This is a genomic window from Streptomyces coacervatus (assembly GCF_029223485.1).
Taxonomy (GTDB): domain Bacteria; phylum Actinomycetota; class Actinomycetes; order Streptomycetales; family Streptomycetaceae; genus Streptomyces; species Streptomyces coacervatus.
The window spans coordinates 360874-386039 of record NZ_JARHTP010000008.1 but is presented as its reverse complement, the minus strand read 5'-3'; the positions used below and the strand labels follow the sequence as shown (position 1 = coordinate 386039).

The following is a 25166-nucleotide window of genomic DNA, read 5'->3' as shown; positions in this document are numbered from 1 at the left end:
GTAATCGGCAGCGCGTACGGAACGGGCCCGAGAAGAGTGAATGCGACCATCAGCTCGTAGCTCCATTACTTCCTCCTCGTTACAGGTAATGCGATCAGCAACACGGGATCGCTTTTGCCAACAAGGAGGAATAATGCTCAAGAAGGTCGTAGCCGCTGCGGCTGCCACTGGTGGTCTGGTTCTCGCGGGTGCGGGCCTGGCCGTCGCCGACGCCGGTGCCCAGGGTGCCGCGGTGCACTCGCCGGGTATCGCTTCCGGCAACGTCGTTCAGGTGCCCGTGCACGTCCCCGTGAACGTCTGCGGCAACACGATCTCCGTGATCGGGCTGCTGAACCCCGCCTTCGGCAACACCTGCATCAACAAGTGACGTCGACCCGCTGAGGGTCGTTCACGCCCGTCGGCTCCGGAGCGCGTGCCATGTGCTCCGGAGCCGACCGGCCTTTTCGCGAATTTCCACGCGGGATTTCGCGAGATTCCAGGTCAGGAATGAAGGCAGGGAGAATTCAGCAATGCGACAGGTCACCCGCAAGGGCCTGATGACCGTGGCGGCGGCGACCGGCGTGCTCGCCGCGGCGGGCGGTTACGCCCACGCCGACTCGGGCGCGTACGGCTCCAGTTCGGACTCGCCCGGCGTACTGTCCGGCAACACGGTGCAGGCGCCGGTGCATGTGCCGGTGAACGTCTGCGGCAACACGGTCAACGTCGTCGGAATCCTCAACCCGGCGAGCGGCAACGAGTGCGCCAACAAGGGCGGCGGGCACGGCGGCTCCGGCGGCGGATCCCAGGCCGACGGGCACGCCAGTGACTCGCCCGGTATCGGCTCGGGCAACAACGTCCAGGCGCCGGTCGACGCACCGGTGAACGTCTGCGGCAACAGTGTCGACATCGTCGGCATCGGCAACGCCACCGAGGACAACGAGTGCGCCAACGGCGGCGGTTCGGGCGGCGGGCACACCACGCCTCCCGGGGGCGGCCACGGGACGCCGCCGCCCGGACAGCCAGGGCACCCGGGGCAGCCAGGACACCCGGGGCACCCCGGGCAGCCGGGACACCCCGGCAACCCCGGCACCCCCGGTCACCCGGGCACCCCCGGTCACCCGGGCACCCCCGGTCACCCCGGCACCCCGACCACTCCGCCCGGCGCGGGCGGCAAGACGCCTGGCGGCTCCTCGCACACCAACCACCCGGGCACCCAGACGGTCACCCAGCCCCAGGGCACCGCACAGCTCGCGCACACCGGCAGCGACCTGCCGATCGGCGTCGTGCTCCCGGTGGGCGCGGGGGCGCTGCTGGCGGGCGCGGTGATGTACCGCAAGGCGCGCGCCTCGGCCTGAACCGGCGCATGTCCACATGAAGCACCGCAAACTTCCCCTACGGTGCGCAGAACGGAGCGGGCCCCGTGCTGGCGGGGCCCGCTCCGTTTCCGTCGCCGTCGTCGCCTCAGCTCACCACGTGGCGCGCACCTGGCGGATGATCCGCCGGCGCAACCGCACCCTGCGGCTGCCGTCGCGCAGCAGGCTCAGACGGTCCAACTCCCAGTGTCCGTACTCGGCATGGTCCGTCAGCAGGCGTGTGGCGTCCTTGCGGGAAACCCCGCGCGGTACGTACACGTCGACAAATTCGTATTCCGGCATCGCATCTATTGTGCGGGCTGGGGCCCGGTACGGATAGCGTCTGCACTATGTCTGATGCTGCGCAGCCCACCGCTGCCGAGGTACGAGCCGCCGCCGAGGCGGTCAAGACCGCGCTCGACCGCCACCTGGCCGCGGTCGAACGCAGGTCCGGGGAGGATGACCAGGCCGTCTACGAGGCGTTCAACGAGCTGGCCGCGGCCGCCGAGACGTACGACGAGCTGCTCTACGACCGCTACGACGAGGTCACGCCCTTCGAGATCCCCGGTGCGGAGGACACACTGCCGCCGTACACGGGCCCCGAGGAGCCGAACGCGCTTAGTGTGCTGATCCGCCGCGACTACGCCGTGGCGGAGCCGCATCGGCTGCTGGCGCAGGCGCAGCGGGTGGAGGCGGCGGACTCCGAGGACGGCGCGGGCAACGGCGCGGAGGCCTCCGCGACGGTGCACGGAGCGCTGGGCATCCTGTTCGGCGAGTTCGAACCGGACGAGATCGCCTCGCGGCACAAGGAGTTCGGTCTGGAGGAGGGCGACTCCACGCTCTGGGTGACGGCCACGGACGAACCGGCCGAGCCGGGCGAGTGGCTGGAGGCGCCGTTCGAGCAGATCGATCCGCAGCGGGTGGTCTGCCGTTTCGACGTCAGCGCGGTCTTTGACGATGAGATCGACGACGGGCGTCTGGCCGGGGTGCACGACGACATCGAGGATGACCTCGACACGGATCTGGATGGTGACGAGGACTTGGAGCCACTGGACGCGGACCGCTAGCGCGGGGCTGGACCGCTTTTACGGCGGCGGGGTTCACGGATGATCTCCGTGAACGCCGCCGCCGTTCGGGTGCGTGGTTGGTGCGGTCGGTGTCTGGCTGCGGGTCGTTTGTGGCTGGTCGCGCAGTTCCCCGCGCCCCTAGGGGGGTGCCGTGCCCCCTCGGTCAGCCGGTTGCCGGTAGTTGTGTGCTGAGCAGTGTCGGCAGGCGAGTCGTGCGGGGCTTCGCCTGGACCTCGGCCACGGCTCGGGGGAGGGCCTGGTCCGCGCCGTGGACCACGGACAGGTGGCGGTCCGCCCTGCCGAACGCCGTGTAGACCCAGGGGCGGCTCAGGGACTGCGCCGCGTCGCCCGGCAGCACCACGACCACCGCGGGCCACCGGTTGCCCACTGCCTGGTGCGCGGTGAGCGCCCACCCGTGCCGCACCGACTGCTCCACCTGGTCCTTCGGTACGACGACGGGGGCGCCCGCGCAGGACAGATGCAGCCCGTCGGCGTCGGCCTTCACGACCGTGCCCGGTGTCGTGCGGCCCGGGGCGGGGGAGTAGGCGATCCGGTCGCCGGGGTCGAAGCCGCCGAAGCGGCCGGGGCCGGGGTTGAGGCGTTCCTTCAGTGCCGCGTTGAGCGTGCGTGTGCCCGCCGCGCCGCCGTGGCCCGGCGTGATCACCTGCGTCTGCTCGGCCGGAACACCGATCGCCCGTGGCACCGAGTCGGCGACGAGCTGCACGGTCCGGTGCACGGCCTCGCCCGCGTCCCGCACCGGGACGATCACCACCTCCTTGCCGGGGGCCTCGACCTGGTTGAGCTCCCCGATGCCGATACCGGAAACCAGCTCGCCCAGGGGACCGAGGTCCGGCCGCCGCGAGGCGATACGAGGACAGATCCGCGCCGCCAGCAGATCGGCGAACACCCGCCCGGGCCCGGCCGACCACAGCACCCCCGGGTCACCGGCCAGCACCAGCCGGGCACCGTCGGGCAGCGACTCGACGAGCAGGGCCCCCGTCTCGACGTCCAGTTGGGGCGCGTCGAGCACCACGAGCAGATCCAGGTCCAGGGCCCCGTCCGCGTCCCGTCCGGGCCCCTCGGCACCGGAGAGAAGCCCGGCGACGGTGGCGACGGAGGCGGCGCCGGACTCGGCGTCCGGCGCGGTGCCGCTTGTCCTGCCGCCGCCCGGCACGGATCCGCTCCCAGGGCCGCCCGGCGCAGCCCCGCCCGGCGCCCACAGCCCTGCGAAGCGGTCGCGGCCGGTGGGGCTGTGGGTGGCCGCCCAGGCGCGCAGGCCGAGGGCGGCTGCCGTCCGCAGCAGTGCCGCCGGTTCGGCCAGGGATGCCTCGCCGCCGGTGTGCAGCACCAGGCCGTGGCCCGCGGCCGCGCGCACCAGTTCGGCGGTGGAGTCCTGCGCGGAGGCGGCAGCGCGCTCCCAGGCCTCGGCCGAACCGTCCTCCTTCGGTACCGAGTTGATCAGGCGGGCCAGTCCGTCGGCGAGGCTCTCCTCCGCAAGCGCATACCGCTCCAGGCCGACCAGGATCCGGACCGGACGCTCGGCAGGCTCCTCGCCCTCCTCGGCCGCCTCCGGGGCAGGCGCGGTCGGGTCGAGGGCGTCCTGGAAGACCAGGGCCTCGCCCTCCGCGACGGCGCTCTGCACGGCCGCGTCGGCGTCGGGCACGCCCCGCTGGGCCAGCGCAGCGGTGAGCGCGGGCAGCTCCAGAGCCGTGTGCCCGGCGAGCGCCGCCTGCTCCAGCAGCCACCCCGTCAGCGCCCGGCCCCGCCGCTCGTCGTCCGGACCGCACTCCGCACCGAGCAGCGCCCGCGCGAAGCCGTCGGCCTGCTCGGGCCGCACGCCGCCCACGCGCAACAGCAGCCAGGGATCCGCCTGCAGAACGGCGTCCGCGCCCTCGCCGAGGGCGGCGGCGGCCTGCGCCGCGATCCCGTCCGGTGCGCCGCAGTCGGTCAGTACACGTCGTACCGCCTCGACGGCGTCCGGCGCGGGAGCAGCGGCCGCGGGCGCCGGCTGCGGACGCCGTACCGGCTCGGGGGCGGGGCGGCGAGGAGCGGGTGCGGACTCGCTGAACGCGGTGGCCACGGGCTTCTCGCCGCTCTCCACGGCACGGACGGCGGCCAGCAGATCGGCGGCCTTCCCGCTGAGCTTCGCTCCGCTCGCGATGGGCGCCGCCCGCTCGGCCTTGCGCCGCTCGATCCGCTCCCGCTCCAACCGCTGAGCCGCCAACTCGGCCTCGGCCTCGGACAGTTGGGAAGCAGATTCGTCTTCGCCGCCCGCGGCGGCGGCCGCGGCAGGCACGCCCGCGTCGTCGCCGCTTTCGCCCTCGGCCGTCTGGTCCGCCGACCCGGCGTCGCCGCCTTCTGCTGCCAAGGCCGCCCCAGCGCCGCTCTCGCTCTCCGCGGCATGACCGGCCCCGCCCGCCGTCTGACCGGCGCTGCCCTCCGCTTCGGCCGATGGGGCCGCGAGGTCCGGTTCGCCGCTCTGCTCCGCGGTGCCCGGCATCCCCGGCTCGGCGTTCTCTGCGTCCTCGGTGGGCTCGGGCTCCGTGCTCACAGCGTGCTCCAGTCGTGATCGGGATAGCGGTGCACGGGCGCCGACACGTCGTCGAGCGCCCGGCAGATCTCGTCAGGAAGACTAAGGGCCTCCACTGACAATGCCGCCGTGAGCTGGGACGAGTTGCGTGCGCCGACGATGGGAGCGGCCACGCCGGGCCGGTCGCGGATCCAGGCGAGGGCGACCTGGAGGGGCGTCACCGCGAGCCCGTCCGCCGCGGTCTGCACCGCGTCCACGATGCGGCTCGCCGTGTCGTCGAGGTACGGCTCGACGAAGGGCGCCAGGTGGTCCGAGGCGCCGCGCGAGTCGGGCGGCAGGGCCTCGCCCCGGTACTTGCCCGTCAGGACTCCCCGGCCCAGCGGCGAGGATGGCAGCAGGCCGATGCCCAGGTCCAGCGCGGCCGGCAGCACCTCGCGCTCGACGCCGCGCTGCAGCAGCGAGTACTCCATCTGCGTACTCGCCAGCCGGGTCCGCATCCCGGGGGCCGCCAGCTGCCATGTCGCGGCCTTGGCGAGCTGCCAGCCGCAGAAGTTGGAGATGCCGGCATAGCGCGCACGCCCGCTGCTGACCGCCAGGTCGAGGGCCTGGAGGGTCTCCTCGAGCGGGGTGTACGGGTCGAAGGCGTGGATGTGCCAGACGTCGACGTAGTCCGTGCCGAGGCGGGTCAGCGAGGCGTCCAGCGCGGAGAGCAGGTGCCCGCGCGAGCCGTCCACCCGGCGGTCCGGGTCCGGCACACTGCCCGCCTTGGTCGAGATCACCAGGTCCCGGCGCGGGACCAGGCCTTCTATGAGGCGTCCGAGCAGGTACTCGGCCTCTCCGTCGCCGTACACGTCCGCCGTGTCGATGAGGCTGCCGCCCGCTTCCCAGAACGTTTTCAAGAGGTCCGCGGCGTCGTGCTCGTCGGTGTCCCTGCCCCAGGTGAGCGTGCCGAGTCCGATGCGGGACACACGAAGGCCGGTACGGCCGAGATACCTCTGCTCCATGAACGCCGAGATTACTGGCCTGAACCTTCGGTGTGGGGGCCTGTGGACAACCAGTTTCCGCACGCTAGGGTCTCCCGAACAGGGACGTTACTGATCGGTAAGGGGATCGGCATGCAGCTCGGGATCAACCTCGGCTACTGGGGTGCCGGAATGGACGCGGACAACCTGGAGGTCGCGAAGGAGGCCGACCGACTCGGGTACTCCGTGTGCTGGGCCGCCGAGGCCTACGGGTCGGACGCGGCCACCGTGCTCAGCTGGGTCGCCGCCCAGACCGAGCGCATCGACGTCGGCTCGGCCATCTTCCAGATCCCGGCCCGCCAGCCCGCGATGACCGCGATGACCGCCGCCACCCTCGACTCGCTGTCCGGCGGCCGCTTCCGGCTCGGCCTCGGCGTCTCCGGCCCGCAGGTCTCCGAGGGCTGGTACGGCGTCAAGTTCGACAAACCGCTGGCACGCACGCGTGAGTACGTCGAGATCGTCCGCAAGGCGATGACGCGCGAGCGGCTGTCGTTCGAGGGCGAGCACTGGACGCTGCCGCTGCCCGGCGGCCCGGGCAAGCCGCTCAAGCTGACCGTGCACCCCGAGCGCGAGCACATCCCGCTGTACATCGCCGCGATCGGCCCGAAGAACCTCGAGCAGACCGGTGAGATCGCCGACGGCGCCCTGCTGATCTTCCCCTCCGCCGAGCACCTGGAGGAGACCACGATCAAATACCTGCGCGCCGGGCGCGAGAAGGCAGGCAAGACCCTCGACGGCTTCGACGTCTGCCCGACGCTCCCGCTCTCCGTGGGCGAGGACAAGGACGTGGCCACGCTCGCCGACGCCTTCCGCCCCTACACCGCGCTGTACGTCGGCGGCATGGGCAGCGCCAAGCAGAACTTCTACAACCAGCTCGCCCAGCGCATGGGATTCGAGGCGGCGGCCGCCGAGGTCCAGGAGAAGTACCTGTCCGGCGACAAGCAGGGCGCCGCGGCCGCGATCCCGCACGACCTGATCGACAAGACGGCGCTGCTCGGCTCCGTGGACCGCATCGCGGACCGGATGAAGGAGTACGCGGAGGCCGGAGTCACCACCCTGAGCCTCAACCCGGCCGGCTTCACCCTCGACGAGCGGATCGCCTCGCTCCGCGCGGGCACCGAGGCCCTGGAGCGCGCCGGACTGGCGTAACAAACACACCTGGGCGGGGGAGATTTTCTGCGGCCGTGGTGGGGGCTCGGGGGTCTTCCCCGCCACGGCCGTCACGGGGAACAACGCGCCCGGGCGCGTGCGGTTACGCCTGTGACCTGACCCCTTGGGTCCTCCTTTCGGCGGAGTTGTCCGACACAGCTGTTGCAGCACCTCTGGCGCCGCATTTGACTCGTTCTTTGCGGAGTCCGGCAGAGAGGTGTCCACGATGCTTTCGGCCAAGAGTCTTTTCCAGGAGATCCTCGACGACGACGAGTCGTTCGCCCTGTTCTGCTCCATCGCGGCCAGCGGGGAGTCCCAGGGCGGCTGGGAGAACGGGCGGATCGCCGCGCTCGTCCCCAGGAGCGAACGCGCACTCGCCCCCAAGATCACCCGGCACGGCGCCGACGAGGACAAGCACGGGCGGATCTTCAACGCCCTGATGAAGAAGCGCGGCCTCGAACCCGTCCCGGTACCGTCCGAGACCGACTACACGATGCTCCTGGAGAAGCACGGCATCGGCCTCGCCCACGAGAAGCTCAAGAGCGACGAACCGCTCACCGTGCAGGACATCGTCATCTATCTGTCCCACAGCCGGGTCACCGAGCAGCGCGCCTCCGAGCAGATGGACCTGCTGCGAAGGCACTTCGCCGACCACCCCGACATCGGCCGCGCGGTGCGGATGATCTCGGACGACGAGGACAACCACCTGGCCTACTGCCACGAGGAGTTGCTGCGCTTCGCGTACGCCGGGCACGGCCGGGCCATCCAGCGGACGCTGCGGGAGTGCGCTCTCGCGGAGATCCGGATCTACCGGGACGTCAGCCTCGCCGTCATGGACCACATGGGGCGCATCCTCGGCTGGCCGCGGGCCAAGTCGGCGGTGCTCGCCGCCGGTATTCACGCCGTCTACGCGTACGAGCGGTTCCTGGGCTGGCGGCGGATGGTGAGCCTGAAGACGCCGGAGCGCCGTGACGCACTGGGCGGATCCGCCACGACCGCACCCGAGTTCGCCTGAGCCGGGCAGGGCCTACAGCCAGCCGCGGCGCTTGAAGAGGCGGTACAGCAGCACCTCCAGGGCGGCCATCGCCAGGATCACCGCCGGGTACGACCCGTTCCAGTGCAGCTCGGGCATGTGGTCGAAGTTCATGCCGTAGATCCCCGCGATCATCGTGGGGACCGCCGCCATCGCCGCCCATGCGGAGATCTTCCGCATATCGTCGTTCTGCCGCACGCTCATCTGCGCGAGATGCGCCGAGAGCACGTCCGAGACCAGACGGTCAAGGCCCTCCACCGACTCGTTCACGCGCGTGAGGTGGTCGCTGACGTCACGGAAGAAGGGCTGCGCCTTCTCGTGCACGAAGGGCACCTGGGCGCTGAAGACGCCGCCGCCCGCGAGCCGGGCCAGCGGCTGCGCCAGCGGACCCGTGGACCGGCGGAACTCCAGGATCTGCCGCTTGAAGGCGTAGATCCGGGACGCCGTGTGCCGCGAGCCCCCGGCCGTCGGCGAGAACACCTCCGCCTCCAGCTCCGCCAGGTCCGTGCCCAGCTCGCCCGCCACCTCCACATAGTGGTCGACGACGGCGTCGGCGATCGAGTACAGCACCGCCGTAGGGCCGTGCCGGAGCATCTCGGGCTCCTCCTCCAGCCGGTGTCGCACGGCCGCGAGGGGCGCCTCCTCGCCGTGGCGCACGGTCACCACGAACGAGTCGCCGATGAAGACCATGACCTCGCCGGAGGTGACGATGTCGCTCTTCGCCTCGTACCCGACCGGCTTGAGGACCATGAACAGCGAGTCGTCGTACACCTCCAGCTTGGGCCGCTGATGCGCGTTCAAGGCGTCCTCGACGGCCAGCGGGTGCAGTCCGAACTCCTCCGAGACCCGGTCGAACTCCTTCTCCGTCGGCTCGTACAGTCCGATCCATACGAAGGCGTCACCCCCGCGACGGCACTGCGCCAGCGCGTGCGAGAAGTCCGCGGGCCCCTCCGTCCGTAGCCCGTCGCGGTAGATGGCGCAGTCGACGATCACGGAGCGTATTGTCCCGCCGTCCGCCCGTGGGCGCACCCCGGCGTGCGCCTACCCTTGGCCGCATGCCCACGCTGATCCTGGTCCGGCACGGACGTTCCACCGCCAACACCGAGGGAGTGCTCGCCGGCTGGACGCCCGGTGTCGCTCTCGACGAGCGCGGGGCCGCGCAGGCCGCCGCACTGCCCGGGCGGCTCGCCGGGCTGCCCATCTCCGAGGTCGTCACCAGCCCGCTGCAGCGCTGCCAGGAGACGCTCCAGCCGCTGCTGCAGGCCCGGCCCGCACTGACCGCGCACACCGACGAGCGGATCGGGGAGGCCCACTACGGCGACTGGTCCGGCCGCAAGCTCGCCGAGCTGGGGGACGAGCCGCTGATGGAGGTCGTGCAGGCGCACCCGTCGGCCGCCGCGTTCCCCGGCGGCGAATCGATGCGCGCGATGCAGACCCGCGCCGCCGAAGCCGTACGAGAATGGAACGCGCGCGTGGAGCGCGATCACGGCGCCGACGCCGTCTACCTCATGTGCTCGCACGGCGACATCATCAAGTCGCTCGTCGCGGACGCACTTGGACTTCATCTCGACCTGTTCCAGAGGATTTCCGTTGAACCGTGTTCCATCACCGCGATCCGTTACACACGTCTGAGGCCGTTCCTCGTACGGCTCGGTGACACCGGTGATTTCGCGTCACTGGCGCCGCGCGAGGAACCCCCGGCCGACGACGCCACGGTCGGGGGCGGTGCGGGCGCACCGTGATCGTCGGGCGCAGTAGGGTGAAGCGGTCGCAATAGCGCCGCACCCGTCCGCACCAGCAGTTCGTGCGGCCATCCGGTCCGATGCCGATCCAAGATTCCAGGAGACAGGACGTGTCCCGTCAGGTGTTCCTCTACGACCCCCCGGACCGCTTCGTGGCCGGTACGGTCGGTATGCCCGGACGCCGTACGTTCTTCCTCCAGGCCACCGCGGGCCCCCGCGTGACCAGTGTGGCCCTGGAGAAGACCCAGGTCGCCGCCCTTGCCGAGCGCATGGACGAACTGCTCGACGAGGTCGTACGGCGCAGTGGCGGCAGCGCCGCCGTCCCGGCCGTGGCCTCCACCGAGATCTCCGACTCCGACCCGCTGGACACCCCCGTCGAGGAGGAGTTCCGGGTCGGCACCATGGCCCTTGCCTGGGACGGCGAGGAGCAGCGCATGATCGTCGAGGCGCAGGCCCTCGTGGAGCTCGACGCCGACTCCGAGGAGGATCTCGCCGAGGCCGAGGAACGCCTGCTCCAGGACGAGGAGAACGGGCCCCCGATGCTGCGGGTCCGGCTGACCGGCGCGCAGGCCAGGGCCTTCGCCAAGCGCGCCCTCGACGTCGTCAACGCCGGGCGGCCGCCGTGCCCGCTGTGCAGCCTCCCGCTCGACCCGGAAGGACACGTATGTCCGCGCCAGAACGGATACCGCCGCGGAGCGTGACGACCGACGACCCGCTCGCCGACCTGCTCAGGGACGGCGAGCTCACCGTGCGCGGCCGTATCCGCGAGGCGTCCAACGCGGCGCTGTACTGCACGATCTCCCACGACGGCCGGGAGGCGGCCTGCATCTACAAGCCGGTCGCCGGTGAACGGCCCCTGTGGGACTTCCCCGACGGCAACCTCGCCCAGCGTGAGGTGGCCGCCTACGAGGTCTCCGAGGCGACCGGCTGGGGGCTCGTCCCGCCCACCGTGCTGCGGGAGGGGCCGTACGGCGAGGGAATGGTCCAGCTGTGGATCGAGGTGAGTCCCGAGGCCGAGCTGCTCGCCCTGGTGGACGGTGAGGAGCCGGAGCCGGGCTGGAAGGCGATCGGCTTCGCCGAGGTCGGCGACGGGAAGACGGCGCTGCTGGTGCACGCCGACGACGAGCGGCTGCGTCGGCTCGCCGTGCTCGACGCCGTGATCAACAACGCGGACCGCAAGGGCGGCCACCTGCTGCCGACGGCCGACGGCCGGCTGTACGCGATCGACCACGGGGTGACCTTCAACACCGAGAACAAGCTCAGGACGCTGCTGTGGGGGTGGGCGGGGGAACCGCTGGACCCGGAGGCGGTCGACGTCCTCAAGGCCCTCCAGGAGTCCCTGGCCGCGCAAGGAGCCCTGGCCACGCGGCTGTCCGCCCTGATCACCACCGCCGAACTCGACGCCACGCGCGCGCGTGTCGCCGTACTCCTGGAATCCGGCAAGCACCCGGAGCCGAGCGGGGAGTGGCCGGCCATTCCCTGGCCGCCTGTCTAGCAGCACACTGTGCGGGAGTGCACAAGACCGCCTTACCGGCCATCCGGCCCGGTCCGGTTCGTATACGGAAGTTCCGTCCGGTTAGGCTCATGACATGCATGCCTGGCCCGCTTCCGAGGTCCCCGCCCTGCCTGGTCAGGGCCGCGACCTGAGGATCCACGACACCGCGACCGGTGGTCTGGTCTCTCTCGACCCCGGTCCCGTCGCCCGTATCTACGTCTGCGGCATCACGCCGTACGACGCGACCCACATGGGTCACGCGGCGACCTACAACGCGTTCGACCTCGTTCAGCGCGTGTGGCTCGACACCAAGCGGCAGGTTCAGTACGTCCAGAACGTCACCGACGTGGACGACCCGCTGCTGGAGCGGGCGCACCGTGACGGCATCGACTGGGTCGCCCTCGCCGAGCAGGAGACCGCCCTGTTCCGCGAGGACATGACCGCCCTGCGGATGCTGCCCCCGCAGCACTACATAGGCGCCGTCGAGGCGATACCCGGGATCGTGCCGCTCGTCGAGCGGCTGCGGGACGCGGGCGCCGCCTACGAGCTCGACGGCGACGTCTACTTCTCCGTCGAGTCCGACCCCAACTTCGGCAAGGTCTCGGGTCTGGACGCCGCTGCCATGCGGCTGCTGTCCGCCGAGCGCGGCGGCGACCCGGACCGTCCGGGCAAGAAGAACCCGCTCGACCCGATGCTGTGGATGGCCGCCCGCGAGGGCGAACCCAGCTGGGACGGCGCATCGCTCGGCCCTGGCCGGCCCGGCTGGCACATCGAATGCGTCGCCATCGCCCTCGACCACCTCGGCATGGGCTTCGACGTCCAGGGCGGCGGCTCCGACCTCGCCTTCCCGCACCACGAGATGGGCGCCTCGCACGCCCAGGTGCTGACCGGCGAGTTCCCCATGGCCAAGGCGTACGTGCACGCCGGCATGGTCGCCCTCGACGGCGAGAAGATGTCCAAGTCCAAGGGCAATCTGGTCTTCGTGTCCAAGCTGCGGCGCGACGGGGTGGACCCGGCCGCGATCCGGCTGGCGCTGCTCGCCCACCACTACCGGTCCGACTGGGAGTGGACCGACCAGGTCCTCGAGGACGCCGTGGCCCGCCTCGGGCGCTGGCGCGCCGCCGTGTCCCGCCCCGACGGGCCGCCCGCCGAGGCGCTCGTCGAAGAGCTGCGCGAAGCCCTCGCGAACGACCTGGACGCCCCGGCCGCGCTCGCCGCGGTCGACCGCTGGGCGGTGCAGCAGGACGCCGAGGGCGGTACGGACATCGGCGCACCCGGTGTCGTATCGCGGGCCGTGGACGCTCTGCTGGGCGTGGCCCTGTAGTCACCACCGCACGGGCAAGGGGCGCTTCCTCGATGGAGGAAGCGCCCCTCGTGTCACTTGGCGCGGGTCGGACCCTATGGATCAGACCTGTGGATCAGACCTGTGGATCAGATCCTGCGCACCTGGATGCTGCGCAGGACCTGCGGTGACCCGGAGTCCCAGATGCCGACGACCTGGTGGCCGAACGCGAAGGCCTCCTGGACCTGGTCGTGGGTCTGGGCGTTCGGGTTGGCGAAGATCCTGAACTGGCCCTGGATGCGCAGCGCGATCAGGCTGGGCTGGCCCGGAAGCGGCTGGACGACGTCGATGTAGCCGTCCGCGATGCCGGCCTGCAGCACCTGCGCCTGGACCTGCTGCTGGGCGTGCTGCACGGCGACCTGCTGGATCTGGTGAAGCTGCTGCTGCACCTGCTGCTCGACCTGTTGCTGCTGCCCCATCGGCTGCTGGCCGAGCTGCTGGAGCAGGTGCTGGAAGGGCTGCTGCTGGCCGAGCTGCTGGAGCTGCTCCAGCGAGCCGGCCATACCCATGGGCTGCTGCAGGCCGTACGGCTGCTGGGCGTAGCCCTGCTGCTGCCCGAACGGCTGCTGCTGGTACTGCTGGTAGGGGGATGTGCTCGGGAACTGCTGGCCTTGCTGTTGTCCCAGGTGGCTCATCTGCGGGGTGGTGCTCATGCGGGTGTCACCTTCCCTTGATGGTTGGGATTTGTCAGCCCGTGACGACCAGGCCGACGATTTCGTCGTCCGAGAACCACACTCGGACGTCGGGCCGTCCCCCCGCGAAGGCGGAGTGCACCGCCTGGCGGACCTCAGGGGACGGGCGGTTCAGGTTCCGCCAGGCGCCGGCCACGAACAGCCTGAGCCTGGGCGGAAGTTCACGGGGGTACGGCAGCAGCTCGTCCCAGTACCGTTCGGCCTGGCCCGAGCCGACCGCCTGCGGCAGCAGATGGGTGACCGCCGCCTTGATGTCGGGCCGGTTGCCGATCCGCTGGGAAGCGGGCCGGCCCGGCGCGTCCTGCTGCGGGGAACCCGTGGCCCGCAGCACCGCGCGGGCACTCTCCGGAGACATCGGCTGCTGGGCTGCCGCCTTGAGCATCCCTTGCAGCGCGGCCAGCGCGCCGACCACCACCGGGGAGGCGGAGGAGGTTCCGGAGAACGTGTCCGTGTACCAGGCGATCTCCTCGGGCCCGCCCTGCAGATCGCCGGGCTTGTCCCAGAAGCCGCCGGTGGTCGTGACCTCGCGGCCCCAGCCCTGGGCGTCCAACCGGGCGCCGTAGTTGGAGAAGCCGAGCCTCGACCGGTCCGGGCCGTGGTCGCGGCCGTGCGTGCCGGGCGGCGGTGCGCCCGCGCCGACCACAACGGCACCGGAGGACTGGTTGGAGGGATTGAACGGGTTGCGCCACCACTCGGGGAATTCGTCCGGGCGGCGCTCGTACACCGCGTCGTCCAGCGACTCGGCGCCGTTGCCGGCGGCCTCGACGACCAGGACGCCCTTGGCGGTGGCGTACCGGATGGCCGCATAGTCGTCCGGCCACCACTCGATCGCGACATAGCCGCGCTGGTCGTCGCGGTCGGCGTAGTCGAACCGCGGTCCGGGGCGGTGCAGTTCGATCAGTACGACATCGCCCGGGCCGAGCCGGTCGGCCGCCGCATGGATCGCGGCCGCCGTGCCGATGCCCTGGAAGGACGCGGCCGCGGTCACCGCCTCGGGCACGATGCCGTTGACACCGTACTCGTTGCGGTCGCCGCCGATCACGCCGATCACGGCGGTGCCGTGGTTGCGCCAGGCGAGATCGGTCAGCGGGGTGCCGACCACGACGCCGGCCAGCTTGGCGGCCAGGTCCTCATGGCCCAACTGCCAGGCCCCCTCGACGTCGATGACCGTCACCCCCTGACCCGAACCACCGGGCCGCTGCCATGCCCAGTGGGCGTCTATCCCCTCGGGTGCGGGGCGCAGATAGCCCTGCCGGCTGCTGAAGTCGGGCGTGACGGGCGCGCCTTCCTTCAGCCGGCCGCTCTCCTCCGCCAACGACGCCGGTACGGCGCCGGGTTTGATGTACGCCGTCTCGACGCCCGGCAGCGCGGCGATCCGCGAGCGCAGCTCCTGGGCGCGGCTCTCGCCGCCGCGGACCCGGTAGAACATCGCGAGGTCGGGCACGTTGCCGTCGCCGGGGGCGGCGGACTGCTGCAGTCGTTCCTCGCTGCCGAACAGCGGCTCCAGGGCCAGCTGTTCATCGCTGAGGAACATGTTGAGAGCGGAGACGTCGGCTCCCGCGGCCGAGCGGACGCCCTCGGCCTGGGCGCGCAGCCGGGCCTCGGGACGGGCGACGACGATCAGTTCCCGCTCGGCTCCTCGATAGGTGAATCCCGCTCCGTCGGGCCCCGGCCCGGATGTTCCCGGTCCTTGCGCCGGTTGTCCCTGGTCGCTCATCGGTACCGCTCCCTTCGGTCCGTGCGGGTGCGCCATCGGTGCACAACCAACCACGCGATCGGCGAGGCGTCCACCCCGTCTTCACCAACTCGGTTTGAAAACAAGTTGAATTGGGTAGCGTGTGCAATCCGTCCTGAAACCGATGTCACGTAGCAAACCGGCCAAAGACTGCTGAGTTGTCAGTCATGGGATGGGGCGACAGAACGCAAGGAGGGCGGTGCGCAGGCTGCGCACCGCCCTCACCCGGTCGAACCGGCTATTCCTCCGACGACTCCTCGTCGTCGGTCCCCGCCTTGGGTGGCTTCGGCGGTTTCGTACGGCCGCTGGGGTTGTCCCGCAGGTACGACGTGCTGTCGCTGCCGTCCGCGGTGGCGTGCCCGCCGCTCGACGGACCTCCGCCGTCCCGGCGCCGCAGATACCGCTCGAACTCGCGGGCGATCGCCTCGCCCGACGCCTCCGGCAGCTCCGCGGTGTCCCGCGCCTCCTCCAGCGACTGGACGTACTCCGCGACCTCGCTGTCCTCGGCGGCCAGCTGGTCCACGCCCACCTGCCAGGCGCGCGCGTCCTCGGGCAGCTCGCCCAGCGGGATGCGCACGTCGATCAGGTCCTCCAGGCGGTTGAGCAGGGCCAGCGTCGCCTTCGGATTCGGCGGCTGCGACACGTAGTGCGGCACCGCCGCCCATAGCGAGACGGCGGGGACGCCCGCGTGCGTGCAGGCCTCCTGCAGCACCCCGACGATGCCCGTCGGCCCCTCGTACTTGGTCTCCTCCAGGTCCATGCGCTGCGCCAGGTCCGAGTCGGACGTGGTGCCGCTGATCGGGACCGGCCGGGTGTGCGGGGTGTCGCCCAGCAGGGCGCCCAGCACGACCACCAGCTCCACACCCAGCTCGTGCGCGAAGCCCAGCAGCTCGTTGCAGAACGAGCGCCACCGCATCGACGGTTCGATGCCTCGGACGAGTACCAGGTCGCGCGGCTTCTCGCCGCCGACCCGCACCACCGACAGCCTTGTCGTCGGCCACGTGATCTTGCGCACGCCGCCGTCCATCCACACCGTGGGGCGGTTCACCTGGAAGTCGTAGTAGTCCTCGGCGTCCAGCGCCGCGAACACCTCGCCCTTCCACTCCCTGTCCAGATGCGCGACCGCGGTGGAGGCGGCGTCGCCGGCATCGTTCCAGCCCTCGAACGCGGCCACCATGACCGGGTCGATCAGCTCGGGAACCCCCTCGAGCTCGATCACCCAGGCCTCCTTCCGACGTGCCCTCCGCTTGACCACCCAACCTTACGGCGTTCCGCGGGGGCGCCCGCAGCCCCCTTGCACGGGGGAGTGAACGGATCACTGCCCCGAACGCCGCCCCGGAACACCCCGCCCTGTGCGCCTCACAGCGTGGAGCGAAGCCACTGCTCCACGCTCGCGATGTGCACCGTCGCCCAGGACCGCGCGGCCTCCGCGTCCCGGTCGCGCAGGGCGGCCAGGATCGCCCGGTGCTCGTGCAGGGTGCGGCTGACGGCGTCCTCCTGGGTCAGGCCGCGCCAGATACGGGCCCGGGTGGTCGGCCCCGACAGGCCGTCCAGCAGCGAGCAGAGCACCGAGTTCCCGGAGCTCTGCACGATGCCCCGGTGGAAGTCGAGGTCACAGGCGACGAGCTCCTCCACCGACGGCGCCTGGCCGAGCTTCTCCAACTGGGCCGACAGCGCGTCCAGTTGCTGCTCGCTGATCCTGGCGGCGGCCATCGCGGTGGCGGCCGGCTCCAGGATGCGGCGCACCGCCAGGAACTCCAGCACCGTGTCGTCGCGGTGGAAGTCGACGACGAAGCTCAGCGCCTCCAGGAGCAGCTGGGGGTCGAGGCTGGTCACATACGTGCCGTCGCCCTGCCGCACGTCCAGGATCCGGATCAGCGACAGGGCGCGCACCGCCTCCCGCAGGGAGTTGCGGGACAGCCCGAGCTCGGCGGCCAGTTCGCTCTCCTTGGGCAACCGGTCGCCGGGGCGCAGTGCGCCGGAGACGATCATTCCCTTGATTTTTTCGATCGCCTCGTCGGTGACTGCCATGGCCGGCCTCCCTGTCGTTCAGACCTGTCGTTCAGACATCCGATGTCTCAGGCCATTATGGGGGTTCAGTGGGCTGAACGGGACGGTGAATGTTCAGCTCAGGGCGAGTATCTCCAGGTCGGCGACCACAGCGGCCTCGTCGAGGGTTTGCAGCACCCGCTCCCGCATCAGCACCCGCCCGTCGACCACGGTGTCCCGTACGTCCGCGGAGTGCGCGGCGTACGCGAGTGTCGACCACGGATCGTGCAGCGGCCGCAGATGCGCGGCGCCCAGGTCGAGCACGATCAGATCGGCCCGCTTGCCCGCCTCCAGCGAGCCCAGCTGCTCCCCGAGCCCCAGCGCCCGCGCGCCCTCGATCGTCGCCATGCGTACGGCCTGTTCGGCGCCGACCGCGGTGGGGTCGCCGCCCGCCTTGTGCACCAGGGCCGCCTGCCGCACCGCCCCCAGCATGTCCAGCGTGTTGGAGCTGACGGCGCCGTCCGTGCCGAGCCCGACGGTCACCCCGGCGCTCAGCAGCCGCGGCACTGGAGCGATGCCGCAGCCCAACTTGAGGTTCGAGACGGGGCAGTGCGCGACCGAGGTGCCGGTGCGGCTCAGCGCCGCGATCTCGGGCCCGGTGAGGTCGACGGCGTGCGCCAGCAGCACGTCGGGCCCCAGCACGCCGAGGGAGTCGAGCAGTTCGACCGGCCGCTTTCCGTGCCGCACCTCGACGGTGGCGACCTCGGTGGCGTTCTCGGCGGCATGGATGTGCAGCAGGGCCCCGAACTCCCGGGCCAGGGCAGCGATTTCGATGAGCCGGCCGGGGGAGAGGGTGTAGGTGGAGTGCGCGAAGAGGACGGGGCGGTGGCCGGGGCGTGCCGTGCCGCGGGCCTCCAGATCCCGGCGGGCCCAGTCCAGCCGGTCCTCGTGGGCGATGCCGTCGGCCGGGTCGGGCACGTCCATGAAGGTGGGGCCGCTGTGCAGCCGCCAGCCCGCCTCGCGGGCCGCCTGCTCTGCCGCCTCGTGGAACCAGTACATGTCGAGCGCGGAGGTGACTCCCGCCCGTATGCTCTCGGCGACCGCCAGCCGGACCGCCGCTGCCACGTTCTTCGGCGCCAGCAGCTCGGCCTCCCACTTGAGCACCCGCTCCAGGAAGCCCTGGAGAGTGACGTCGTCGGCGCGGCCGCGCAGCAGGGTCATCGCGAGGTGCGTGTGCGTGTTGACGAGGCCGGGCAGGACGAGACAGCCCGCGGCGTCAATGGACTCGGTGGCTGTGAACCGCGCATTCAGCTCCTCGGCCGTTCCGACGGCGACGATCTCGCCCTCATGGACGGCAACTGCCCCGTCCCGTACGACGGTTCCGGCCTCGTCGACGGTCAGTACGTCACCGCCGTGCACCAACAGGTCGACGCTCACGCCCGGAACTCCTCGGCCAGCAGCCGCAGCGCCTCCAGGGACACCACCGCGCCCCGCTCGACACCCGCCGCGACGACGTCCCGATGCGGGTTGTACCCGCCGGTGCTCTCCTCGTCGACGAGCTCGTCCGCATTCGCGCCGTCGACGACGAGCACCCCGCCGGCGACGAGCCCGCGCAGCGAGGCCGTCACCAGCAGCGCGGACAGCTCCATCTCGATGGCGGCGAGCCCGGCACCGTCGTAGGAGAAGAGCGGAATGAGTCCCGGCTGGAAGGCCGCCCGTGTCCACACGATCCCGCGGTGGTGCGGGACCCGGGCCTCGCGGGCCGCCCGCTGCAGTGCGAGGACGGCCTCGGGCGAGGAGACCGCCGGATACTCGGGCGGCAGCAGCTGGTGCGTGACGCCGTCGTCGCGTACGGCCGCCTCCGCGATGACGAGGTCGCCGTCGCCGATGCCCGGCTTCATCGCACCCGCCGTACCGAACCGCAGGAACACCCGCACGCCCGCTTCGGCGAGCTCCTGGAACAGCAGGATCGCGCCCGGCCCGCCCACCCCGTGCGAGGCGACGGCGACCGGCAGTCCCTTCCAACTCCCGCTGAACACACGGTATTCGCGGTGGTACGACACCTCTTCGGCACCGTCCAGCAACGCGGCGACGGCGGCCGCGCGCGCCGGGTCGCCGACGACTATCGCGTGCGCCGGCAGGCCTGTGCGCGGTATCCGGGTGACGGGCAGCAGGTCCTGCGTCATGAGGCGGCTCCGGGAGAGGGGCGGGTACGGCGACGGCGGGCCGTCGTGAGGAAGAGGGCGCCGAGCGTGACGACGTACGGCGCGGCGTCGGTCGCCTGCTGCGGCAGGCCGAGGCCCTGGAGACGGAAACCGGCCGCCTCGGCGAGGCCGAAGAGCAGTGCGGCGAGCAGCACGCCGACGGGGGCGGCACGCCCGAGCATGACCGCCACCACGGCGATCCAGCCGCGGCCGGCCGTCATGTTCTCGGAGAACAACGTGACGTTCCCCAGGGCGAGTTGGGCGCCGGCGAGACCGCACAGCACGCCCGAGACGAGCACCGCCGCGTACTTGTACTTCGCCGGGCTCACGCCGAGCGTCGCTGCCGCGTCCGGCGCTTCACCGACCCCGCGCAGCCTGAGGCCCCACACATGCCGGGACAGCAGCACCGCGGCCACCGCCACCGCCAGCCACGCCAGATACGCGAGCGGAGTGAAGCCGCCGACCAGCGGCAGCCCGGCAAGTGACGGGTCGTCGAAAGTGCCCTGCACACCGAAGACCGTACGGAGCAGGAAGCTCGTCAGGCCGACTGCCAGGAGGTTCATGGCGATTCCCAGCACCACCGCGTCCCCGCGCAGGGTCACGGCTCCGACGGCCAGGATCAGCGAGTACGCGGCCGCGGCGAGGGCCGCCGCCAGCACGCCCAGCCAGGGGCTGCCGGTGAACCAGCTGGTGGCCACCGAGGTGAAGCAGCCCAGCAGCATCATGCCTTCGAGGCCGATGTTGAACACGCCCGCCCGCTCGCAGATCGCTCCACCGAGCGCGGCCAGCAGGATCGGGGTCAGCGCGCGCAGCGCCGACATCAGGAGATCGGAGTCGAAGAACATCACACCGCCTCCTTGTGACGGTCGAACCACCGGCTGGGGAAGCGCAGCCGGGCCGCCAGGAACACGATCACCACGGCCTGCAGCACCTGGGTCAGCTCACGCGGCACCTCGGTCGTCCGCTCCATCGCGAGCCCGCCGACCTGGAGGACGGCGAAGAAGAACGACGCGATCACCGTGCCGAGCGGCGCCGCGAACGCGAGCAGCGCGGCCGTCAGCCCCGTCCAGGTGTAGCCGGGTGCGGTGAGCGAGCCGTCGACGAAGCGGTATGGGAAACTCAACACCCCCACGGCGCCGACCAGTCCGGCGAGCGCACCGGACACGGACATCAACTTCAGGGTCAGGCCCTGGCGTTCGACGCCCGCGTACGCGGCGAAGCGGGCGTTGAGACCTGTCATACGGATCTCGTACCCGAAGGCGGTGCGCCGGTCCGTGAACCAGTACGCCGCCGCCGCGAGCACGACGAGGACGAGGCCCACCGTCACCGTCGAGTCGCCGAACGCGGGCAGCGCCACCCCGTCCGGCAGCGCGCGGGTCTGCGGGAGGCTGGAGCCGGGGTCCTTGAGCGGGTAGCGCGCCAGGTAGGAGGCGAGAGACACCGCCGGATAGCTGAGGAGCAGGCTGCTGACCAGGAGCGGGACGCCGAGGTGGTTCTCGCAGAGGGCGGCCAGGACGGCGTACGCGGCACCGGCGGCCATGCCTGCGAGCAGCGCCAGCACGACGGTGAGGGGCGCCGGCAGCGGCGAGTACAGGCCGGTCACGGCAGCCGTGATGCCGCCGAGCACCATCTGCCCGTCGCCGCCGAGGTTGATCAGCCCGGCGCGCAACGGGATCGCCAGCGCGAGCGCCATGCCGAGCACGCTGGTGCCGGTGGACAGGGTGGAGCCGATGCCGTCGGCGCCGAGCGAGCCGGTGAGGACCGCGTCGTAGGCGGATACCGGGTCCGCGCCGGTGCCGACGAGGAAGAGTGCGCCGATGAGGACGCCGGCGAGGACGGAGAAGGTGATGGGGGAGCGGAGGGCTCCGAGTATGCGGTGGTTCATATCAGTCGACGGCCTCCACCGGGGCGGGCGCGCCCGCCATGGCCAGGCCCAGGATCCGTTCGTCGGCCTCGTCCTTGGTGTACGACGCCGTGACCCGGCCCTCGTACATCACCAGCACCCGGTCCGCGAGCCCCCGGATCTCGCTCAGCTCGGCCGAGACGAGCAGGACCGCGTGACCGGCGTCGCGGTAGGCGATCAGCTGGTCGTGGATGTTCTGGATGGCGCCGATGTCGACACCGCGCGTGGGCTGCTCGACGAGCAACAGCGGTGCGTCATGGGCGAGTTCGCGGCCGATCAGCAGTTTCTGCAGATTGCCGCCGGAGAGCGCGGAGGCGGGCACCTCGGGCGTGGACGCCTTGATGCCGAAGCGCTCGACGAGCCTGCGTGCGTGGGCGCGGACGGCCGCGGGCGGGAGCAGGCCGCGGGACGACAGGCTCGTACGGTGGTGGCCCATCGCGAGGTTGTCCGCGACGGACGCCGCAGGGGCCGTACCGACCGCGTGACGGTCCTCGGGGACGTACGCCAGCCCCTTCGCCCGGCGTTCGGTGGCCGACGCATGGGTGATGTCCTGGCTCTTCAGCGACACCCGCCCGGCCGTGACCGGCCGCAGCCCGGCCAGCGCCTCGACCAGTTCGCTCTGTCCGTTGCCGGCGACCCCCGCGATCCCGACGATCTCCCCTGCCCGCACGGCGAGTTCGACGTCGTGCACGGCGTCGGTGCTCAGACCGGAGACGTCGAGGACGACATCGCCCGGCGTGCCCGGCGCGTGGATGCGGTCCAGCTCGACCGCGCGGCCGGTCATCGCGGCGGCGATCTCCTCGGCGGATGTCTGGGCAGTGACCAGCCGGGCCACCACCCGGCCGTCCCGCAGGACGGTCACGTTGTCGCTGCCCGCCAGGACCTCGCGCAGCTTGTGCGTGACGAGGACGACCGAACGGCCTTGTGAGGCAAGGGACTTGAGCACCGCGAACAGGGCGTCCGCCTCGGCGGGCGTGAGCACGGCGGTCGGCTCGTCGAGGATGAGCGTACGGGCGCCGCGGTGCAGCAGCTTCAGGATCTCCACGCGCTGCCGCAGACCGACCGGCAGTTCACCGACCCGGGCGTCCGGATCGACCGCGAGGCCGTGTTCCTCGGCGAGTTCGCGCACCCGGCGGCGGGCCGCGGCCCGGTCGACCAGTCCGAAGCGGCGCGGTTCGGCGGCGTACACGACGTTCTCGGCGACCGTGAGCGAGTCGAACAGCTTGAAGCTCTGGTGGACCATGCCGAGCCCGGCGGCCATGGCGTCGGAGGGGCTGGCGAAGCTCACCTCACGCCCGTCGATGCGGATCGAGCCCGCGTCGGCGCGCTCCATGCCGTAGAGGACCGACATGAGCGTGGACTTGCCCGCGCCGTTCTCGCCCATCAGGGCGTGGATCTCGCCGCGGCGGACGGTCAGGTCGACGGAGTCGTTGGCGAGCGTGCCGGGGAACCGCTTGGTGATTCCCCGGAGCTCGACCGCGACGCCGTCGGTGTCAGCCTGCGGCGGGGTCATCGACCGTCAGCTTCCCGGACACGATCTGGTCGCGCAGCGCCTCGACCTGCTTCAGCACGTCCTTGTGGTCGGCGATCACGCACTTCGAGGCGTCGACGCCGGACTCCAGGCCGGTCAGGCTGATGCCGCCCTCCTTCAGGCCGTACGAGACGGTCGTGCCCGCCTTGCCGCCGAGGACCGCCTCGATGCCCTTCTCCACGGCTACGTCCGTGCGCTTGATCACGTTGTCGACGACCGTGCCGGGCGACGAGGGGCACTGGTTGACGTCGACGCCGTACGCGAACGCGCCCTTGGCCTTGGCGGCCTCGAAGACGCCGTAGTTGCCGGCCGCGGCCGCCGCCATGATCTGGTCGTAGCCCTTGGACAGCAGTGAGTTCGCCTGCTCCTTGGCGCGCGCCGAGTCGTCGAAGGGGGACTGGCCGCCGACGAAGCGGGTGGAGGTCTGCGTCTTGGCGGCGACCTTCTTGGCGCCGGCCGCGAACGGGTCGCTGTAGCGCCGGAACTGGGGCGTGTCGAGGACGTCGACCGCACCGACCTTGCCGGACCTGCTCAGCAGGCCGGCCTCGGCACCCGCCAGGAAGACGCCCTCGTGCTCGCGGAAGACCGCGCAACTGACGTTCTTGTACGTCTTCGTCGTGCACGCGTCGATCATCAGGAACTGCTGCTTCGGGTGCGCCTCGGCCTGCTGCGCCACCAGGTCGGCGAACTCGAAGCCGACCAGCACGATGACGTCCGGCTTCGCCTCCACGGCGGCCTGCACGTTCTGCTGCTGCGAGGCGGTGTCCGTCGACTCGTACACCTTCTGCGACCCGTCGTGCTGCTTGGCCGCGGCCTTGACACCGGTGACCGCGAGCTTCAGGAACTCGTTCTGCCCGACGGCATCTGGCGTGACCAGCGTGAAGGACTTGCCGCTGCCGCCGCTCGCACTGGCGGAGGCGTCGTTCTTCGCGGCGGCGTTGCACGCCGTGGCCGCGCTGACCAGGAGCGCGGTGGCGGCGGCGAGTTGGAGGGTACGGCGGGATCTGCGGTGCATCGGGGGACCTTCCGGGGATGCGGCAAGGAGCGCTCGACGGTGAGCGGGCAAGGGTGAGGGCGGGCGACGGGGCCAGGGCTGAGGTGGGGGCGGCTCAGCGGCTCGGGGTGCGACTCAGAGTCGACAGCCGTCGCCGGCGCACCGGCCGAAGTCGAGGAAACGGCGCCTGGTGAGCAGCACTCGTCCTCCCTCGTCTCGACTGGTGGGCTGCGGGTGGGTGGACTGTACACCGGACATTCGGACACCCGCGCGGCCGTCTCGAACTGTGGTTCTTCAAGGTCATGTACCGTGACGAGACCCCCCAGGAACTGCAGGAGTGTCCGCCATGTCCCATGAACTGCGCGCCGTCCACTGGACCGGAACCGGCCTCGCGCTGATCGACCAGACCCTGCTCCCGCACCGCACCGAGACGATGCATGTCCAGGATGTGGACACTCTCGTCGACGCGATCCAGCGCCTCGTGGTGCGCGGCGCGCCCGCGATCGGGGCGGCGGGCGCGTACGGCGTCGCGCTCGCGTTGCTGCAGGGGGAGCGGGAGGACTGGACCGACGGTGAGATCCTCCGGGCGATCTCCCGCATTCGTGAAGCCCGTCCCACGGCCGTCAACCTCATGGTCGGCGTCGACCGGGTCGCGGCACGCCTGCCCGAAGGCCTCGAAGCGGTGCTGGAGGAGGCCGCCGCCGTCCAGCGCGAGGATGTCGAGGGCAACCGCGCGATGGGTGCGTACGGCGCCGACTGGCTGCTCGAACAGGTCGGCGTGGAGCGGCCGTTGCGCATCCTCACGCACTGCAACACGGGCGCGCTGGCGACGGCCGGCTGGGGCACCGCTCTCGGCGTCGTCCGCGAACTGCACGCGCGCGGCCGCCTGGAGGTCGTCTACGCCGACGAGACGCGCCCCCTGCTGCAGGGATCCCGCCTGACCGCCTGGGAGTTGGTCCAGGAGGGCATCCCGCACTACGTCCAGGCCGACGGCGCGGCGGCGGGCACCATCCTGCGCGGCGAGGTCGACGCTGCGATCGTCGGCGCGGACCGCATCGCAGCGAACGGCGACACCGCCAACAAGGTCGGCACCGTGGGCGTCGCCCTGGCCTGCGCGGATGCGGGGATCCCGTTCCTGGTGGCGGCGCCCACCACCACGGTCGACCTGGCCACCAAGACCGGCGACGACATCCACATCGAACTCCGCGGCGAGGCCGAGGTGTTGGAGTGGGGCGGGGTACGGGCGGCGCCCGCCGAGTCGCGCGGCCACAACCCGGCGTTCGACGTCACGCCCGGGCGGCTGGTCACGGGGCTGGTCACCGAGCGCGGGGTGCTGGAAGTGGCGTCCGGTCAACTGCCCGCCGATTACCTGAAGTAGGCCGGCGACCCGTCCATTTGAGCCGCCGA

The 25166-nt window shown here is 71.5% G+C and carries 24 protein-coding genes; 10 read left to right on the top strand and 14 right to left on the bottom strand.

Going from position 1 to position 25166, the window contains the following annotated elements; all coding sequences use genetic code 11:
* Positions 1–133 precede the first annotated feature (133 nt).
* Together chpH and P2Q00_RS22080 are read left to right on the top strand one after the other, a co-directional pair.
* Positions 134–367 carry a chaplin ChpH gene (gene chpH / locus P2Q00_RS22085; protein WP_030947654.1) on the top strand — a complete coding sequence of 78 codons (234 nt, stop codon included), beginning with the start codon at positions 134–136 and terminating at the stop codon, positions 365–367.
* 142 nt (positions 368–509) lie between these two features.
* Positions 510–1334, top strand: a complete 825-nt coding sequence (locus tag P2Q00_RS22080; protein ID WP_275774350.1) for a chaplin — start codon at positions 510–512, stop codon at positions 1332–1334.
* A gap of 111 nt (positions 1335–1445) precedes the next feature.
* Here P2Q00_RS22080 and P2Q00_RS22075 read toward each other — a convergent pair whose 3' ends face one another.
* Complete coding sequence (locus tag P2Q00_RS22075) at positions 1446–1634, bottom strand: DUF5703 family protein (protein ID WP_005485166.1); 189 nt, start codon at positions 1632–1634, stop codon at positions 1446–1448.
* A 47-nt stretch (positions 1635–1681) separates the two neighbouring features.
* On the opposite strand from P2Q00_RS22075, the gene P2Q00_RS22070 reads away from it, so the two are divergent.
* Positions 1682–2398, top strand: coding sequence for a hypothetical protein (locus P2Q00_RS22070; protein ID WP_275774349.1), 717 nt, complete (start codon positions 1682–1684; stop codon positions 2396–2398).
* A 163-nt stretch (positions 2399–2561) separates the two neighbouring features.
* Here the strand turns inward: P2Q00_RS22070 and P2Q00_RS22065 are convergent, their stop codons facing one another.
* Together P2Q00_RS22065 and P2Q00_RS22060 are read right to left on the bottom strand one after the other, a co-directional pair.
* Positions 2562–4949 carry a helix-hairpin-helix domain-containing protein gene (locus tag P2Q00_RS22065; protein WP_425579505.1) on the bottom strand — a complete coding sequence of 796 codons (2388 nt, stop codon included), beginning with the start codon at positions 4947–4949 and terminating at the stop codon, positions 2562–2564.
* Positions 4946–5932: an aldo/keto reductase gene (locus P2Q00_RS22060; protein WP_275774348.1), complete on the bottom strand. Its 987-nt coding sequence runs from the start codon at positions 5930–5932 to the stop codon at positions 4946–4948. Before P2Q00_RS22060 ends, P2Q00_RS22065 begins: the two co-directional genes overlap by 4 nt.
* A gap of 111 nt (positions 5933–6043) precedes the next feature.
* Between P2Q00_RS22060 and P2Q00_RS22055 the strand changes: the two genes are divergently transcribed.
* Positions 6044–7099, top strand: a complete 1056-nt coding sequence (locus P2Q00_RS22055) for an LLM class F420-dependent oxidoreductase (RefSeq protein ID WP_275774347.1) — start codon at positions 6044–6046, stop codon at positions 7097–7099.
* 226 nt (positions 7100–7325) lie between these two features.
* On the top strand, positions 7326–8114 hold the full coding sequence (locus tag P2Q00_RS22050; RefSeq protein WP_275774346.1) for a ferritin-like domain-containing protein: 789 nt from the start codon (positions 7326–7328) through the stop codon (positions 8112–8114).
* 12 nt (positions 8115–8126) lie between these two features.
* On the opposite strand, the gene corA is transcribed toward P2Q00_RS22050, so the two are convergent.
* A complete protein-coding gene (gene corA / locus P2Q00_RS22045; protein WP_275774345.1) occupies positions 8127–9125 on the bottom strand; it encodes a magnesium/cobalt transporter CorA in 999 nt (332 codons plus the stop codon).
* 62 nt (positions 9126–9187) lie between these two features.
* Between corA and P2Q00_RS22040 the strand changes: the two genes are divergently transcribed.
* The 4 genes from P2Q00_RS22040 (at position 9188) to mshC (ending at position 12693) form a co-directional block, all read left to right on the top strand.
* Positions 9188–9874 (top strand): histidine phosphatase family protein, encoded by a 687-nt coding sequence (locus P2Q00_RS22040; RefSeq protein ID WP_275774344.1) that lies wholly within the window; start codon positions 9188–9190, stop codon positions 9872–9874.
* Between the two features lie 110 nt (positions 9875–9984).
* Positions 9985–10575, top strand: a complete 591-nt coding sequence (locus P2Q00_RS22035; protein ID WP_275774343.1) for a DUF3090 domain-containing protein — start codon at positions 9985–9987, stop codon at positions 10573–10575.
* Positions 10539–11369: an SCO1664 family protein gene (locus tag P2Q00_RS22030; protein ID WP_275774342.1), complete on the top strand. Its 831-nt coding sequence runs from the start codon at positions 10539–10541 to the stop codon at positions 11367–11369. The genes P2Q00_RS22035 and P2Q00_RS22030 overlap by 37 nt, the downstream gene beginning before the upstream one ends.
* A 94-nt stretch (positions 11370–11463) precedes the next feature.
* The gene (gene mshC / locus P2Q00_RS22025) at positions 11464–12693 is read left to right on the top strand and encodes a cysteine--1-D-myo-inosityl 2-amino-2-deoxy-alpha-D-glucopyranoside ligase (RefSeq protein WP_275774341.1); all 1230 of its coding nucleotides are present in this window, start codon (positions 11464–11466) and stop codon (positions 12691–12693) included.
* A gap of 107 nt (positions 12694–12800) precedes the next feature.
* On the opposite strand, the gene P2Q00_RS22020 is transcribed toward mshC, so the two are convergent.
* The 10 genes from P2Q00_RS22020 to P2Q00_RS21975 all read right to left on the bottom strand — a co-directional run bounded on the left by P2Q00_RS22020 (position 12801) and on the right by P2Q00_RS21975 (position 23780).
* Positions 12801–13364, bottom strand: a complete 564-nt coding sequence (locus P2Q00_RS22020) for a hypothetical protein (protein ID WP_275774340.1) — start codon at positions 13362–13364, stop codon at positions 12801–12803.
* A gap of 34 nt (positions 13365–13398) precedes the next feature.
* On the bottom strand, positions 13399–15120 hold the full coding sequence (locus P2Q00_RS22015; RefSeq protein WP_275774339.1) for a S8 family peptidase: 1722 nt from the start codon (positions 15118–15120) through the stop codon (positions 13399–13401).
* Between the two features lie 256 nt (positions 15121–15376).
* Entirely contained in the window at positions 15377–16357 is a 981-nt protein-coding gene (locus P2Q00_RS22010) for a PAC2 family protein (protein ID WP_275774338.1), read from the bottom strand.
* A gap of 140 nt (positions 16358–16497) precedes the next feature.
* Positions 16498–17169 carry a FadR/GntR family transcriptional regulator gene (locus P2Q00_RS22005; RefSeq protein WP_275774337.1) on the bottom strand — a complete coding sequence of 224 codons (672 nt, stop codon included), beginning with the start codon at positions 17167–17169 and terminating at the stop codon, positions 16498–16500.
* 93 nt (positions 17170–17262) lie between these two features.
* The gene (locus tag P2Q00_RS22000; RefSeq protein WP_275774336.1) at positions 17263–18564 is read right to left on the bottom strand and encodes an amidohydrolase; all 1302 of its coding nucleotides are present in this window, start codon (positions 18562–18564) and stop codon (positions 17263–17265) included.
* The gene (locus P2Q00_RS21995) at positions 18561–19313 is read right to left on the bottom strand and encodes a nucleoside phosphorylase (protein ID WP_275774335.1); all 753 of its coding nucleotides are present in this window, start codon (positions 19311–19313) and stop codon (positions 18561–18563) included. Before P2Q00_RS21995 ends, P2Q00_RS22000 begins: the two co-directional genes overlap by 4 nt.
* On the bottom strand, positions 19310–20176 hold the full coding sequence (locus tag P2Q00_RS21990; RefSeq protein WP_275774334.1) for an ABC transporter permease: 867 nt from the start codon (positions 20174–20176) through the stop codon (positions 19310–19312). The genes P2Q00_RS21995 and P2Q00_RS21990 overlap by 4 nt, the downstream gene beginning before the upstream one ends.
* Positions 20176–21216 carry an ABC transporter permease gene (locus P2Q00_RS21985; protein WP_275774333.1) on the bottom strand — a complete coding sequence of 347 codons (1041 nt, stop codon included), beginning with the start codon at positions 21214–21216 and terminating at the stop codon, positions 20176–20178. Before P2Q00_RS21985 ends, P2Q00_RS21990 begins: the two co-directional genes overlap by 1 nt.
* A 1-nt stretch (position 21217) precedes the next feature.
* Entirely contained in the window at positions 21218–22747 is a 1530-nt protein-coding gene (locus P2Q00_RS21980; protein WP_275774332.1) for an ABC transporter ATP-binding protein, read from the bottom strand.
* A complete protein-coding gene (locus tag P2Q00_RS21975) occupies positions 22728–23780 on the bottom strand; it encodes a BMP family ABC transporter substrate-binding protein (RefSeq protein WP_275774331.1) in 1053 nt (350 codons plus the stop codon). The genes P2Q00_RS21980 and P2Q00_RS21975 overlap by 20 nt, the downstream gene beginning before the upstream one ends.
* 325 nt (positions 23781–24105) lie before the next feature.
* Between P2Q00_RS21975 and mtnA the strand changes: the two genes are divergently transcribed.
* Positions 24106–25137, top strand: coding sequence for an S-methyl-5-thioribose-1-phosphate isomerase (gene mtnA, locus P2Q00_RS21970; RefSeq protein ID WP_275774330.1), 1032 nt, complete (start codon positions 24106–24108; stop codon positions 25135–25137).
* Positions 25138–25166 lie beyond the last annotated feature (29 nt).

What these genes read in the sequence shown, in the direction of transcription:
- chpH (WP_030947654.1), top strand. Translation starts at nt 134, where the DNA reads ATGCTCAAGAAGGTCGTAGCCGCTGCGGCTGCCACTGGTGGTCTGGTT.
- P2Q00_RS22080 (WP_275774350.1), top strand. Translation starts at nt 510, where the DNA reads ATGCGACAGGTCACCCGCAAGGGCCTGATGACCGTGGCGGCGGCGACC.
- P2Q00_RS22075 (WP_005485166.1), bottom strand. Translation starts at nt 1,634, where the DNA reads ATGCCGGAATACGAATTTGTCGACGTGTACGTACCGCGCGGGGTTTCC.
- P2Q00_RS22070 (WP_275774349.1), top strand. Translation starts at nt 1,682, where the DNA reads ATGTCTGATGCTGCGCAGCCCACCGCTGCCGAGGTACGAGCCGCCGCC.
- P2Q00_RS22060 (WP_275774348.1), bottom strand. Translation starts at nt 5,932, where the DNA reads ATGGAGCAGAGGTATCTCGGCCGTACCGGCCTTCGTGTGTCCCGCATC.
- P2Q00_RS22055 (WP_275774347.1), top strand. Translation starts at nt 6,044, where the DNA reads ATGCAGCTCGGGATCAACCTCGGCTACTGGGGTGCCGGAATGGACGCG.
- P2Q00_RS22050 (WP_275774346.1), top strand. Translation starts at nt 7,326, where the DNA reads ATGCTTTCGGCCAAGAGTCTTTTCCAGGAGATCCTCGACGACGACGAG.
- P2Q00_RS22040 (WP_275774344.1), top strand. Translation starts at nt 9,188, where the DNA reads ATGCCCACGCTGATCCTGGTCCGGCACGGACGTTCCACCGCCAACACC.
- P2Q00_RS22030 (WP_275774342.1), top strand. Translation starts at nt 10,539, where the DNA reads ATGTCCGCGCCAGAACGGATACCGCCGCGGAGCGTGACGACCGACGAC.
- mshC (WP_275774341.1), top strand. Translation starts at nt 11,464, where the DNA reads ATGCATGCCTGGCCCGCTTCCGAGGTCCCCGCCCTGCCTGGTCAGGGC.
- P2Q00_RS22020 (WP_275774340.1), bottom strand. Translation starts at nt 13,364, where the DNA reads ATGAGCACCACCCCGCAGATGAGCCACCTGGGACAACAGCAAGGCCAG.
- P2Q00_RS22015 (WP_275774339.1), bottom strand. Translation starts at nt 15,120, where the DNA reads ATGAGCGACCAGGGACAACCGGCGCAAGGACCGGGAACATCCGGGCCG.
- P2Q00_RS22005 (WP_275774337.1), bottom strand. Translation starts at nt 17,169, where the DNA reads ATGGCAGTCACCGACGAGGCGATCGAAAAAATCAAGGGAATGATCGTC.
- P2Q00_RS21995 (WP_275774335.1), bottom strand. Translation starts at nt 19,313, where the DNA reads ATGACGCAGGACCTGCTGCCCGTCACCCGGATACCGCGCACAGGCCTG.
- P2Q00_RS21990 (WP_275774334.1), bottom strand. Translation starts at nt 20,176, where the DNA reads ATGTTCTTCGACTCCGATCTCCTGATGTCGGCGCTGCGCGCGCTGACC.
- P2Q00_RS21985 (WP_275774333.1), bottom strand. Translation starts at nt 21,216, where the DNA reads ATGAACCACCGCATACTCGGAGCCCTCCGCTCCCCCATCACCTTCTCC.
- P2Q00_RS21980 (WP_275774332.1), bottom strand. Translation starts at nt 22,747, where the DNA reads ATGACCCCGCCGCAGGCTGACACCGACGGCGTCGCGGTCGAGCTCCGG.
- P2Q00_RS21975 (WP_275774331.1), bottom strand. Translation starts at nt 23,780, where the DNA reads ATGCACCGCAGATCCCGCCGTACCCTCCAACTCGCCGCCGCCACCGCG.
- mtnA (WP_275774330.1), top strand. Translation starts at nt 24,106, where the DNA reads ATGTCCCATGAACTGCGCGCCGTCCACTGGACCGGAACCGGCCTCGCG.